Source organism: Crenobacter intestini, assembly GCF_004919095.1.
GTDB lineage: Bacteria > Pseudomonadota > Gammaproteobacteria > Burkholderiales > Chromobacteriaceae > Craterilacuibacter > Craterilacuibacter intestini.
The window spans coordinates 1-13,732 of record NZ_STGJ01000031.1 but is presented as its reverse complement, the minus strand read 5'-3'; the positions used below and the strand labels follow the sequence as shown (position 1 = coordinate 13,732).

The window sequence follows — 13,732 nt, the reverse complement described above, 5'->3', positions numbered from 1 at the left end:
CGCGGCGGGCAACAGCACGACCAAGGAAGACAGCGAAGGCTACACCGTCGACGCCGTGGCGCCATCCATCAACGTCACCATCGTAGACGATACAAACAACGACCAGTTGCTGAGCAATATGGAGGTTGCCGGTGATGGCGTGCAGGTTCGCGTTGCTGCTGATCACGCCGCTTTGCAGGAAGGTGGCCGGATTGTCTTGACGATAGGTCAGGGGGGAAATCCGCCGACACGGATCATCACTGTCGAGATGGTTGGGGGCAAGGCTCAGTTCAGTAACGAGTCCGGGCAGGTGCTGGATGTCGGTTACAAGTACGAAGGTGGGGTCATCACCTTTACCGAAGGGAAGCCTGCCGAGGGTAGCACACTCACGGTCAGCGCAACCCAGACCGACAAGGCGGGAAATATGGCGTTGAGTGAGGACTCTGCCACGCTGGATCCGCTCCCGACCGTTGCCAACACCACCATCAGCTACGCCGAGAACCAGACTGCGGGTGCGGTGCTGGGAAAAATCGGCGCGGCGGACGACAAGGGTGTGACCGGCATCGTGTTCAAGGATTCGGGCACGCACATCAGCAAGGATGGTTACTACCAGATCAACGGCAAGGGTGAGATCAGCCTGACCGTCGATGGGGTCAAGGCCGGGGTCAACGACTTCGAGCAGGGCCCGAACAGCGGCAACTACGTGGTGGTGGTGAGTGACGCGGCCGGCAACAAGACCGAGGCGACGATCACGCTGAACGAAACCAACGTCAACGAAGCCCCCACCACCTCCGGCGGTTACGCTACGGGTAGTGAAGATGCGGCGTTTGTGTTGCAGTGGAGCCAGTTCAATGCGAGCGATGTAGATGCCAGCTCGTCGCTGTCGATCAAGATCACCTCGCTGCCGGCGGACGGGCAGTTGCTGTTCAATGGCACAGTCGTGACACAGGCACAGCTGGATGCCGGGCTGACCATCACTCAGGCCGATATCATCGCCGGTAAGCTGCAGTTCAAGCCTGATCTGCACGAGGCGAGCGGGTTGGCGGGTAGCGGTACAAACACTGGGGCGGACGGCAACAAGCTGGGGGATTATGCGTCGTTCGGTTATCAGGTGAGCGACGGGGTAAACCTGAGCACCAATGCGACCTTTGTGGTTGACGTCAAGCCGGTGGCCGACGGCGTGACGCTGAAGGTTGAGCTGGTGAGTGGCGGGTTTGTGCCGGGCGAGCTGAAGGTAGATCAGATTGAGTCCGGCCTGGCTGGCAAGACGCCGTCTCCATCGCCGACCACTGGCGATGATTATCTGGTTTCCAGCAATGGCAACTGGGTCCTAGGCGGTGGCGGCAAAGACACCATCAAGTACGGCAGTGGCACCGATTTCCAGGCAGATGGCGGAGCTGGCAATGACATTCTGATTGGCGGTGCCAACGTCAATGACCATCTGATCGGTGGGGACGGGGACGACATCCTGATCGGCGGCAAGAATGCGGCGTCCTCGGTCAAGCTGCAGGGCGACGCGGGCAACGACACGCTGATTGCGCAAAGCCTGAAGGCGTCCACCTCCTATTACGGTGGTGTCGGGCAGGATGTGGCGTACATGCCGGGCTCGATGAGCGGGCTGCAGCTTGTCACGACCGGCTTGCCGAATACTTGCGACTACCGGCTGGTCTACAAGGACCCGGTCAGCGGGGCGCTGACCAACCACGACTTCTACAGCGTGGAGACGCTGTACCTGCAGGACGGTAAGTACCAGTTTGAAGGCGGCAAGCTGACTAAGGTGGCGGATCTGGCGACCTTGAAGGTTGATGTCGACCTGATCGATACCGACGGCAGCGAGCGCTTCACCGATCTGAGCATTACCGGCTTGCCGCAAGGGGCTGTGGTGTCCGGCGGCAGCCTGCAGGCCGACGGCAGCTGGAAGGTGCCGGCGAGCATGCTGGACGCGAACGGCAAGCTGTCGCTGCAGGTGGAGTTGCCGACCGGTTGCCAGAACCTCAAGGTGACGGTGACGGCCGGCTCGCAGGAGTACGACATGAACGGCCAGCCGATTGCCGGTGAGGTGAAGTTTACCGAAGCGGACACCGGTTTCATGGCCAAGCCGGACAAACCGAACGGTGACAACGAGGTGGTTGGCGGCCGTGGCGACGATGTGCTGCTGGGCGATGTCGGCGGGGTGCAGAGCGGTTATGTGCCGGGTAAGAACTACAACGTCGCGTTGATCGTGGACCGCTCTGGCAGTATGGGCGAGACATGGGAGGGCAGCAGCCAAACCCGGATGGCGCTGCTCAAGGCAGCGCTGACCGATCTGGCGAAGCAACTGGCCGACCACGACGGGGTGGTCAACGTGACGTTGATCGGGTTTGCCACTTCCGCCGATGCTACGCCGTTGGTGCTCAACAATTTGAATTCTTCTAATGTGGCAACATTGGTCAAGGCGATCAGTGCGCTATCTGCCGGAGGAAATACCAACTACGAGGGTGCCTTTATCAAGGCAACCGAGTGGTTCAACAGCCAGCCGGGCAGTGGCACGGGGCTGAAGTTCGAGAACCTCAGCTACTTCCTGACTGACGGCGACCCGACTGCGCATAATGGCGATTCTTCGGCATCGGAATCGGACGCGATGAAAAATGCGATTGATGACTTTGCGAAGCTGTCCGGACTAAGCGAGGTCAAGGCGATCGGCATCGGCAATGGCGTGACGCAGGGGAACCTGGCGTATTTCGACAATACCAAGGTTGTCGGTGCGGGCAACGCCTATGGAAATACGCAGGCGCTGAATGCGTTTGCCGACGACAGCGGTCCGTGGCGTGAGGCTAGCTGGACCAAGAGCGGCGATGGCACGGGCTCGGTCGACATCACCGGCGGCGACCTGACGCTGACGGATAAGGGTGGAAATGGCGCGTCGGTATTTGCCAGCGAAAAGCTGACCGTGGCGGCGGGGGCAGGCCTGCGCTTCGACCTGAGCAAGGGTGGCGATTTCGGTTCCGGAGACAGTTTCTCGGTGCAACTGCAACGCTGGAACGGCACTGCCTGGGAGAACGTGGGTGCCGCGGTGACCAAGTTCGGAACCATCGACAGCGGTGCGTTGACGGCGGGGGATTACCGCTATGTATTCACCGTGAATGAGGATGATGCTGGTTATTCTGCCTCGCTGCGGATCGACGATCTGAGCAAGGTGACCTACCCGCCGATCGGCCAGCCCGAGATCATCACCACGGCGGACCAGCTCAAGGCGGTACTGGTCGGCGGGTCGACCGAGTACTCGCCGGCGGCGGTCGGCAAGGACACGCTCAACGGCGGCGAGGGCAGCGACATCCTGTTCGGGGACACCATCAACACCGACAAGCTGCCGTGGGGTACGGCTGGCAACCCGGCCAAGCCGGCAGACTGGGTGGCCGGCAAGGGGCTGGACGGTCTGGTGCAGTTCCTGACGCTGAAGAACGGTGTGGCGCCGAGTGCGGTCGAGCTGAACGAGTATGTCCGGCTGCATCATGCCGAGTTCGACGTGCAGGGCGACCTGCGCGGCGGTGACGACAAGCTGTACGGTGGCGCCGGCAACGACGTGCTGTACGGTCAGGGCGGCAACGACCTGCTGGTCGGTGGCGCCGGCAACGACAAGCTGTATGGTGGAACTGGCCACGATACCTTATACGGCGACCTGGGGGACGACCTGATCCAAGGCGGGGCCGGCAACGATACCCTGTTCGGGGGCAACGGCGTCGAGGCGGACAAGGCACAGTGGGGTACTGATACCTTCAAGTGGGTATTGGGCGACCAGGGAACTTCGACCACTCCGGCGGTCGACGTGATCAAGGACTTCGGCAGCACCGACAAGCTGGACCTGCGTGACCTGCTGCAAGGCGACAGCCGTAACGCCGCCAGCCTCGATGCCTATCTCGACTTCCGCATGGAGGGCAGCAATACGGTGATCGACGTCCGCCACGAGGGTGCGCAAGGTTCGGTGACCCAGCGGATCGTGCTGGAGAACACCAACCTGGCCGACCAGTTGGGGGTGGCGCAGTCGGATGCCGCGATCCTGCAGAAGCTGCTCGACAGCAGCCGCCTGAACAACGACTAAGCCCACCCGCCCCGGCCGCCAGCGGCCGGGGCAAGGAGCAAGGTCAAGTACAAGCGCAGGCGCAAAAAACGGGAGGCTGCGGCCTCCCGTTTGCTTTACTGCTGAACCCGGCGGTTTAGCCTTGCGCGGCGGTCTGCGCGTCGACGGCGGCGAGCGCCACCATGTTGACGATGCGGCGTACCGACGAGATCGGGGTGAGGATGTGCACCGGCTTGGCCATGCCCATCAGGATCGGGCCGATGGTCACGCCGTCGGAGGCGGACACGCGCAGGAGGTTGTAGCTGATGTTGGCGGCTTCGACGTTCGGCATGATCAGCAGGTTGGCCGCCCCCTTGAGCGGGCTGTCCGGCATGGCTTGCGCGCGGATCGCCTCGATCAGCGCGGCGTCGCCCTGCATCTCGCCGTCGATCTCCAGCGCGGGGTGGCGCGCCTGCACCAGTTCGAGCGCGTCGCGCATCTTGCTGGCGGCCGGGTTGTTCAGCGCGCCGAAGCTGGAGTTGGACAGCAGCGCGACCTTGGGCGCGATGCCGAAGCGCTTGACGGCCTCGGCGGCCATCTCGGTGATGGCGGCCAGCTCCTCGGCGTCCGGGTTTTCGTTGACGTAGGTGTCGGCGATGAAGATGTTGCCGGTGGGCAGGATCAGCGCGTTCATCGCGCAGGCGACCTGGTCTTCACGGCCGTAGCCGAGCACGTCCTCGACGATGCCGAAGTGCTGCTTGTAGCCGCCGTAGGTGCCGCAGATCAGCGCGTCGGCCTCGCCGCGCTTGACCATCAGCGCGCCGATCAGCGTGGTGTTGCCGATCACGCGGCGCTTGGCCTGTTCCTGGCTGACGCCGCGGCGCTTCATCAGCGCGTAGTAGTCTTTCCAGTATTCGGCGAAGCGCGGGTCGTTCTCGTTGTTGACCAGTTCGAAGTCGACGCCGGCCTGGATCTTCAGGCCGAGCTTCTCGATGCGCTTCTCGATCACCGACGGGCGGCCGATCAGCACCGGGAACGCCAGCTTCTGCGAGACGATCTCCTGCGTCGCGTGCAGCACGCGCTCGTCCTCACCCTCGGCCAGCACCACGCGCTTCTGTTCCTTCTTGGCCTGGCTGAACACCGGCTTCATGAACAGGTTGGTCTTGTAGACGAACTGCGCGAGGTGGTCGACGTAGGCGTCCATGTCCTGGATCGGGCGGGTGGCGACGCCGGAGTCCATCGCCGCCTTGGCGACGGCCGGCGCGATCTTGACGATCAGGCGCGGGTCGAACGGCTTGGGGATCACGTACTCGGGGCCGAACGACAGCTCCTGGTTGTTGTACGCGGAGGCGACCACCTCGTTCTGCTCGGCCATCGCGAGGTCGGCGATGGCGCGCACGCAAGCGAGCTTCATCTCTTCGTTGATGGTGGTGGCGCCCACATCCAGCGCGCCCCTGAAGATGAACGGGAAGCACAGGACGTTGTTGACCTGGTTCGGGAAGTCGGAGCGGCCGGTGCCGATGATGGCGTCCGGGCGCACTTCCTTGACCAGCGGCGGCAGGATTTCCGGCTCCGGGTTGGCCATGGCGAGGATGACCGGGTGGGCGGCCATGCTCTTGACCATGTCCTGGCTGACCAGCCTGGGGCCGGACAAGCCCATGAAGATGTCGGCGCCGACCATGGCGTCGGCCAGCTTGCGCTGGCCGTTGTCGGCGATCGCGTAGCGCTGCTTGGATTCGTCGAGCTTCTCGTCGCGGCCAACGTAGATCACGCCTTTAGAGTCGCACACGGTGATGTTGGCGCGGTTCACGCCCAGCGCGACCAGCAGGTCGAGGCAGGCGATGGCGGCGGCGCCGGCGCCGGAGGCGACCACGCGTACCTTGCCGATGTCCTTGCCGATCAGGCGCAGCGAGTTGAGGACGGCGGCGGCGGCGACGATGGCGGTGCCGTGCTGGTCATCGTGGAACACCGGGATGCCCATGCGCTCGCGGCACTTCTTCTCGATGTAGAAGCACTCGGGCGCCTTGATGTCTTCGAGGTTGATGCCGCCGAAGGTCGGCTCCAGCGAGCAGATGATGTCGACCAGCTTGTCCGGGTCGTTCTCGTTCACCTCGATGTCGAACACGTCGACGCCGGCGAATTTCTTGAACAACACGCCCTTGCCCTCCATCACCGGCTTGCCGGCCAGCGGGCCGATGTTGCCCAGGCCGAGCACGGCGGTGCCGTTGGAGATCACCGCGACCAGGTTGCCGCGCGCGGTGTACTTGTACGCGTTCAGCGGGTCGTCGACGATGGCCATGCACGGCGCGGCGACGCCGGGCGAGTAGGCCAGCGCGAGGTCGTGCTGGGTGGCCAGCGGCTTGGTCGGCGCGACCTGGATCTTGCCCGGGTTGGGAAACTGGTGGAAGTCGAGCGCGCTCTGGCGCAATTGCTCATCCATTTGAAGGGGCTCCTGAGGGACTTCTTTAGGCAGATTGGATTTACAGCGGTCGTCGCCGATTATATAGGCTTAAGCAAATGGGCGGCTACGGGGCTTGTCCGACAAAAAAAGCGACGGCGCAAGGCCGTCGCTTTCGTGCACGTTGATGGCGCTTACATCATGCCCAGCGTGCGCGGCAGCCACAACGAGATGGCCGGCACGTAGGTGACCAAGGCAAGGAAGGCGAGCATGGTCAGCAGCCACGGCCATACCGCGATGGTCAGCTCGGTGATGCCCATCTTGGTGATGCCCGAGGCGACGTACAGGTTGAGGCCGACCGGCGGGTGGCACATGCCGACTTCCATGTTGACGACGATCAGGATGCCGAAGTGCACCGGGTCGATGCCCAGCGCCACTGCCACCGGGAACAGGATGGGCGCCAGGATCAGCACGATGGACGAAGGCTCCATCACGTTGCCCGCCAGCAGCAGCAGGATGTTGACCACCAGCAGGAAGGCGATCGGGCCCAGGCCCATGTCGATCAGCCACGCGGCCATCGCCTGCGGGATGCCTTCGCTGGTCATCAGGAAGGAGAACAGCACGGCGTTGGTGATGATATAGAGCAGCATCGCCGACATCGAAGCCGAATCCAGCAGCACCTTGGGCACCTGCTTGAGGCTCATGTCTTTGTAGACGAACACGGCGACGACGAAGGCGTACACCGCGCTCATCGCGGCCGCTTCGGTCGGGGTGAAGATGCCGCTATAGATGCCGCCGATCACCACCACGATCAGGAACAGGCCCCACATCGACTCGCGGAACGCCTTCACGCGCTGCGCAAAGGTCGCCTTGGGCAGGCGCGGGTAGCCGAACTTGCGAGCACGGTACCAGGTGGTCAGGCCGAGGAAGGTGGCGAGCATTAGGCCCGGGATCACGCCGGCCATGAACAGCTGGCCGACCGAGGTGTTGGTGGCGACCGAGTACATCACCATCACGATGGACGGTGGAATCAGGATGCCCAGCGCGCCGCTGGTTGTGATCACGCCGGCTCCGAAGCGGTCCGGGAACCCCTGCTTGACCATCGCCGGCAGCAGGATGGAGCCGATGGCGACCACGGTGGCCGGGCTGGAGCCCGACACCGCGGCGAACAGCGCGCAGGCCAGTACGCCGGCGAGACCGAGGCCACCGTGCCAGTGGCCGACCATGCTGGTGGCGAAGTTGATCATGCGGCGGGCGACACCACCGTGGGTCAGGAAGTTACCGGCCAGGATGAAGAACGGGATCGCCATGATCTCGAACTTCTCGATGCCGGTGAACAGCTTGAGGGCGACCGCCTCGATCGGCACCTCGGTCATGGTGAACAGGAAAGTCAGTACCGTCAGGCCGAGCGAGATCGAGATCGGCATGCCGGTGAGCATCAGGACGATCAACAGTCCGAAGATGATCAGCGCGCTCATTTGTTGTCATCCTTGTGCTTGATGTCGTGCGGGTGCAGGTTGTCGTCCATCGCGAACCAGTTGCTGTCGGGCGCGACGTCTTCCATGCCCTCGACGTGGCTGTGGTCGTGCTTGGGCAACTCGCCGGTGCGGATGAAGTTCCAGGTCACCTGCAGGAAGCGGAAGCTCATCAGGTAGGAGCCGCAGGGGATGGCCAGGTAGACCAGCCACATCGGCACTTCGAGGTCGGCCGAAGTCTGGTCGGTGTGGGCGATTTCCCACACGAAGGTCGCGCCCAGTGTGCCGACCACGGCGGTGAACAGCGCGCCGGCGAGCAGGCCGAACACGATGAAGCGGCCGCGGTTGTTGTCGCCGAGCTTGTTGATCAGCACGTCGACGCCGACATGGATGCCGGTACGCACGCCGTAGGCGGCGCCGAACTTGGCCATCCACACGAACAGATAGATGGTCAGCTCTTGTGCCCACGCCATGTTGATGTGGACGAGGTAGGGCTGCAGGGCTTCGACGCCGGCCCCGTAGCGGTGGGCGACGGCGGCGAAGGTGATCAAGGTGGCGGCGCCCATCAGGAACGCGATCAGCCACTCCTCGAGATGGTCGAGGAATTTGAGCATGGATGTTCTCCGGAAACGACAAGGGCATGGCACCAGACGGCGACCATGCCCACGGACGGATTAGTTGGCCTTGAAGCCGGTGACGGTCTGTACGGCCTTGACGGTGTCGGCGCCGATGCGCTCGGTCATCTTGGCGTGTACCGGGGCGAGTGCCTTGCGGAAGGCGGCGCGTTCAGCCTGGGTCGGGTTGTAGACGGTGGTCTTGCCCGAGGCTGCGATGCGCTTGAGGTCTTCGTCGTTTTCCTGCTTGGCGATCTTGTTGGCGTAGGCGGTGGTGTCCTTCATCGCACCTTCAAGCTGGGTACGCACGTCGGCCGGCAGGCCGTCCCAGAACTTCTTGTTCACGATCACCGCGTAGCCCAGGTAGCCGTGGGCGGTGGTGGTCAGGTGCTTCTGCACTTCGTGCATCTTCTGGGTGTACATATTGGACGGCGGGTTCTCGGTACCGTCGACCACGCCGGTCTGCAGCGCCTGGTACACCTCGGAGAACGCCATCACCTGCGGCATCGCGCCCATCGAGCGCATTTCCTCGTCGAGCACCTTGGACGACTGGATGCGCATCTTCAGGCCCTTGACGTCGGTCGGCAGCTTGATCGGCTTGTTGGCGGACAGGTGCTTGAAGCCGTTGTCCCAGAAGGCCAGGCCCTTGATGCCCTTGCTGTCGAGTTTGGTGAGCAGCTGTTGGCCGACCGGGCCTTGGGTGACCTTGTGCAGTTCGTCGTAGTTGTCGAAGATGTACGGCAGGTCGAACACCTCGAATTCCTTCACGCCCAGCGGGCCGAATTTGGCCAGGCTGGGGGCCAGCATCTGCACCGCGCCCAGCTGCAGCGCTTCCAGTTCTTCCTTGTCCTTGTACAGCTGGCTGTTCGGGTACACCTCGACCTTGACCTTGCCCTTGGTGCGCTGCTCGGCGGCCTTCTTGAAGAATTCGGCGGCCTTGCCCTTCGGGGTGTCCTGCGCGACGACGTGGCTGAACTTGATGACGATTTCGCCGGCGGCGAAGGCGGAGCCGGCGGCGAACGACGCGGCGACGGCGAGGGCGGTCAGTTTGAGCTTCATGAGGTTTCTCCGTTGGGGTTTGGGATGCGGTTTTTGGTGCCCGCTTTATGCGTGTAAAGTAAGAAGCCGTCGCCAATCAATCCATTGGGGAATTCCGCATTGGGGAATTCCCGTATGAAAAATGAATTTGCCTTCGACAAAATCCAGACCGCGTTCGCCCCGTCTGCTGTGGTCGTTCGCCGGGCTGACCATGGCTGCGCTGGTACTGTGTGTCGCCGTCATCACTGTGATGATCGTGCGCGACTGGCGCGACGAGCAGGACAGTGTGCTGATCCAGGACCTGTTGTGGCTCGAGCAGTCGATCCGCGTCTCGCTTGATTCCGAGCGCGAGTGGGCCACTAACCTCGCTGATACGCTGGCCGACGTCGAGCAGCCGGCTACGCACCTGAAGGCGGCCACGGGCCTGTTCTTGCGCGAGCATCCCGGCGTCGTAGAGATCACCTTGCTGAGCCCGGAACGCGTTCGCGCGGCCGTCCCTGGCGTTGGGCCAGGGGACGCGGTATGGCGCGTGCAGCGGCTGAGGCATGCCGTTTACGGGCAGCCCTACATCGGGGCCGATGGCCGCTACCGTTTTGATCTGGTAGTGCCGCAGGCGGGCAAGGGGGGCGCGCTGCGCCTGAGCTACCAGCTTGACCGTTTGCTACAAAGCCAGGTGCCGTGGTGGATGGCGTCGCGTTACCACCTGAGCGTGGTCGACGTGGGCGGGCGGGTGCTGGCCAGCAAGTTCACGCAGGCGGAGCCGGCCGACACCTTCAGCCACCAGTTAAGCTTCGACCCGCCGGGCTTCGGCCTGTCGCTGCGCGCGGTCGCCTACCGGCAGGGCATGGGAGTGGCGATGCCGGTGCTGCTCGCGGTGATCGCGCTGCTGACGCTGGGCCTGGGCGGCGCGTTCTGGCGGATCCGCCGGCACACCGGCGAGCGGCTGCGCGCCGAGCGCGCGCTCTCCGCCGAGGTGTCGCTCAGGCAGGCGATGGAAGACGGCATGAAGAACGGCCTGTTGGTGTGCGACCTGGCCGGCGTGGTCGTCTACGTGAACCGCGCGTTCTGCCAGATGGTCGGACAGGACGCGGCCGCGCTGGTCGGGCAGGCGACGCCGTACCCCTTTGTCGAGGCGGGCGGCGTGCTCGACTGGGCGGCGATCTCCGCGGACGCCTTGCCCGAGCACGGGCTGGAGCTGACGCTACGCGCGCAGTCTGGCGCGCAGGTCGAGGTGCGCGTCTATATCACTCCGCTGGGCGACGGGCAGGGCGGGCAGCGCGGCTGGATCGCCTCGATGTACGACATCACCGAACTCAAGCGGCAGCGGCTGGCGGTCGCCGCGTCGCGCGCGCGTTTCCTGGCAGTGCTCAACGGCCTGGAGACCGGCGTCTGCGTGACGGCCGATGCGCTGGACGCGGTGCTGTACGAGAACCCGGCCTTCGGACGGCTGTGGCCTGCTCATGCGCCGCTGCCCGGCTTGCCGCCGGCCGAGGGCGAGGAAGGCGTGCCGTTCGACCACGGGCCGGATGGCTCGGGGCGCGTGGTCGAATTGCGGCACAACCGCATCGAATGGAGCGACGGCGAGCGGGCCTGGCTGACCCTGCTGCTCGACGTCAGCGAGGCACGCCAGCGCGAGGAGCGCGAGCGCACCCTCGAGCAGCGCTTCCAGGACACCACGCGGCTGGTGGCGATGGGCGAGATGGCGTCCAGCCTCGCGCACGAACTGGGACAGCCGCTGACCGCGATCACCACCTACGCCGGCGGGCTGAAGCGGCGGCTGGGGCGGGTGGAGAGCCTGCCCGACGGCGTGCTGCCTGCCCTGCAGGGCTTGAGCGAACAGGCGCAGCGCGCCGCGCAGATCGTCGCCAGCATCCGCGCCTTCGTGAAGAAGCACTCGCCGCAGGTCGAGCCGGTCGACCCGCTGCCCTTGATGCAGCGTGCGCTCTCGCTGGTGCAGCCTCTGGCCGACAAGCACGGGGTGCCGCTGCGGCTGGTGCAGCGCGGTCGGGCCTGCCGGCTGCAGGCCGACCCGGTGCTGATCGAGCAGGTGGTGCTCAACCTGGTGAAGAACGCGATCGAGGCGCAGGTGGATGCGGGCGTGACCCGGCCGCGGGTCGACGTGCGCAGCGAGGCGGGGGCGGAGAGCTGGCGGGTCGAGGTGGTCGACAACGGCCCGGGGCTGTCGGACAGCGCGCGGGCCAACTTGTTTACGCCGTTTTACAGCAGCAAGGCCGACGGCATGGGGATCGGCCTAAATATCTGCCGCTCCATCGTCGAATTCCACCGCGGCGAGTTCGGTGTGACCCGTACGCTGTCCGGCGGCTGCGTGTTCTGGTTCACGCTGCCGCTGGACGCCGAAGGCGTGCCCGCCTAGGGCGCGTCGGGCGCGAGCACGGTCGGCTCGGCGCGCGGCAGGGTGTCCGGGTAGTCGCGGCTGTAGTGCAGGCCGCGGCTCTCGTGGCGGGCCATCGCCGAGCGCACGATCAGCTCTGCGGTCAGTACCAGGTTGCGCAGCTCGATCAGGTCGTTGCTGACGTGGAAGTGGCTGTAGTACTCGTCGATCTCCAGCTTGAGCAGTTCGATGCGGTGCAGCGCCCGCTTCAGTCGCTTGGTGGTGCGCACGATGCCGACGTAGTCCCACATCGCGCGCCTGAGTTCGTCCCAGTTGTGCGAAATCACCACTTCTTCGTCCGGGTCGGTCACCTGGCTGTCGTCCCAGTCGGGGATGACCGGCAGCTCGATGGCTGGCGCGGTGAGGATCACGTCGGCGGCGGCGCGGCCGACCACCATGCATTCGAGCAGCGAGTTGCTGGCCAGCCGGTTCGCGCCGTGCAGGCCGGTGCACGCCGCTTCGCCGACCGCGAACAGCCCGGCCACGTCGGTGCGTCCGGCCAGGTCGGTGACTAGGCCGCCGCAGGTGTAGTGCGCCGCCGGTACCACCGGGATCGGTTGCTGGGTGATGTCGATGCCCAGCTCCAGGCAGTGCGCGTAGATGTTCGGGAAGTGCTCGCGCACGAACGACGCCGGCTTGTACGAGATGTCGAGATAGACGCAGTCGAGGCCGTGCTTCTTCATCTCGAAGTCGATCGCGCGGGCGACCACGTCGCGCGGCGCGAGTTCGGCACGCTCGTCGTGCTCGGGCATGAAGCGGGTGCCGTCCGGCAGCTTCAGGATGCCGCCTTCGCCGCGCACCGCCTCCGAGATCAGGAAGGACTTGCTGTGCGGGTGGTACAGGCAGGTCGGGTGGAACTGGATGAATTCCATGTTGCCGACCCGGCAGCCGGCGCGCCAGCCCATTGCGATGCCGTCGCCGGTCGCGGTGTCGGGGTTGGTCGTATAGAGGTACACCTTGCCGGCGCCGCCGGAGGCGATGATGGTGTCGCGCGCGGCGACGGTCAGCACCTTGTCGCCCGCCTTGTCGAGCACGTAGGCGCCGTAGCAGCGCTCGCCGGCCAGGCCGAGCTTACGCGCGGTGATCAGGTCGACCGCGATGTGTTCTTCCAGCAGGGTGATGTTCGGATGCGCGCGCAGCTTCTGGCCCAGCGTGCTGGTGACGGCGGCGCCGGTGGCGTCGGCCGCGTGGATGATGCGGCGGTGGCTGTGCCCGCCTTCGCGGGTCAGGTGGTAGCCAGTCTGGTGGCTGTCGTCGCGCGTGAACGGCACGCCCAGTTCGATCAGCCAGTCGATGGCCGCCTTCGAATGCTCGACGATGAAACGGGTCGCCTCTTCGTCACACAGGCCGGCGCCGGCGATCAGCGTGTCGCGGATATGCGCTTCGGCCGAGTCGCCGGTGTCGAGCACCGCCGCGATGCCGCCTTGCGCGTAGGTCGAGCTGCCTTCGAGCAGGTCGCGTTTGGTCACCACGCAGACCTTGCGCTGCTCGGCCAGGTGCAGCGCAAGCGTCATGCCGGCCAGGCCGCTGCCGATAATGAGTACGTCGAAGTTGAGCATGATGGGGTCCGTGACGCGTCTGAAGCTGGGCTGGATAGCGTAGCAGAATTTTTGCGGCAATTTTTCAGGCGGCAGGCATAAAAGCACCCCTCCCGGCGGGTTTCTGAAAATAATGCGCCAAACAGGGTTGACGCAGCTTCGGTGGATCCGTATAGTTCGCCTCCTCAGCTGACGACGCAAACGAAGTCAGCACTGCTCTTTAACAGAACGAACAACCGATAGGTGTGAGTGCTTGGCGAAG

General features: G+C 64.6%; 7 protein-coding genes. 2 read left to right on the top strand and 5 right to left on the bottom strand.

Features of this window, described 5'->3' with window-relative positions; translation table 11 throughout:
* The first annotated feature begins 55 nt into the window (after positions 1-55).
* Positions 56-4,057: a type I secretion C-terminal target domain-containing protein gene (locus tag E5K04_RS17070; protein WP_205700407.1), complete on the top strand. Its 4,002-nt coding sequence runs from the start codon at positions 56-58 to the stop codon at positions 4,055-4,057.
* Positions 4,058-4,172: 115 nt separating this feature from the next.
* On the opposite strand, the gene E5K04_RS16280 is transcribed toward E5K04_RS17070, so the two are convergent.
* The 4 genes from E5K04_RS16280 to E5K04_RS16265 all read right to left on the bottom strand — a co-directional run bounded on the left by E5K04_RS16280 (position 4,173) and on the right by E5K04_RS16265 (position 9,561).
* Positions 4,173-6,455 carry an NADP-dependent malic enzyme gene (locus E5K04_RS16280; RefSeq protein ID WP_136555895.1) on the bottom strand — a complete coding sequence of 761 codons (2,283 nt, stop codon included), beginning with the start codon at positions 6,453-6,455 and terminating at the stop codon, positions 4,173-4,175.
* 152 nt (positions 6,456-6,607) lie between these two features.
* Positions 6,608-7,891, bottom strand: a complete 1,284-nt coding sequence (locus E5K04_RS16275; protein ID WP_136555894.1) for a TRAP transporter large permease — start codon at positions 7,889-7,891, stop codon at positions 6,608-6,610.
* The gene (locus tag E5K04_RS16270) at positions 7,888-8,502 is read right to left on the bottom strand and encodes a TRAP transporter small permease (protein ID WP_136555893.1); all 615 of its coding nucleotides are present in this window, start codon (positions 8,500-8,502) and stop codon (positions 7,888-7,890) included. Before E5K04_RS16270 ends, E5K04_RS16275 begins: the two co-directional genes overlap by 4 nt.
* Positions 8,503-8,562: 60 nt before the next feature.
* Positions 8,563-9,561, bottom strand: coding sequence for a TRAP transporter substrate-binding protein (locus tag E5K04_RS16265; RefSeq protein ID WP_136555892.1), 999 nt, complete (start codon positions 9,559-9,561; stop codon positions 8,563-8,565).
* Positions 9,562-9,751: 190 nt separating this feature from the next.
* On the opposite strand from E5K04_RS16265, the gene E5K04_RS16260 reads away from it, so the two are divergent.
* Positions 9,752-11,914, top strand: a complete 2,163-nt coding sequence (locus E5K04_RS16260; protein ID WP_235844411.1) for a PAS domain-containing sensor histidine kinase — start codon at positions 9,752-9,754, stop codon at positions 11,912-11,914.
* On the opposite strand, the gene nadB is transcribed toward E5K04_RS16260, so the two are convergent.
* Complete coding sequence (nadB, locus tag E5K04_RS16255) at positions 11,911-13,491, bottom strand: L-aspartate oxidase (RefSeq protein WP_136555890.1); 1,581 nt, start codon at positions 13,489-13,491, stop codon at positions 11,911-11,913. The two genes, E5K04_RS16260 and nadB, sit on opposite strands and share 4 nt — an antisense overlap.
* Between the last annotated feature and the right edge of the window lie 241 nt (positions 13,492-13,732).

What these genes read in the sequence shown, in the direction of transcription:
- E5K04_RS16280 (WP_136555895.1), bottom strand. Translation starts at nt 6,455, where the DNA reads ATGGATGAGCAATTGCGCCAGAGCGCGCTCGACTTCCACCAGTTTCCC.
- E5K04_RS16275 (WP_136555894.1), bottom strand. Translation starts at nt 7,891, where the DNA reads ATGAGCGCGCTGATCATCTTCGGACTGTTGATCGTCCTGATGCTCACC.
- E5K04_RS16270 (WP_136555893.1), bottom strand. Translation starts at nt 8,502, where the DNA reads ATGCTCAAATTCCTCGACCATCTCGAGGAGTGGCTGATCGCGTTCCTG.
- E5K04_RS16265 (WP_136555892.1), bottom strand. Translation starts at nt 9,561, where the DNA reads ATGAAGCTCAAACTGACCGCCCTCGCCGTCGCCGCGTCGTTCGCCGCC.
- E5K04_RS16260 (WP_235844411.1), top strand. Translation starts at nt 9,752, where the DNA reads ATGGCTGCGCTGGTACTGTGTGTCGCCGTCATCACTGTGATGATCGTG.
- nadB (WP_136555890.1), bottom strand. Translation starts at nt 13,491, where the DNA reads ATGCTCAACTTCGACGTACTCATTATCGGCAGCGGCCTGGCCGGCATG.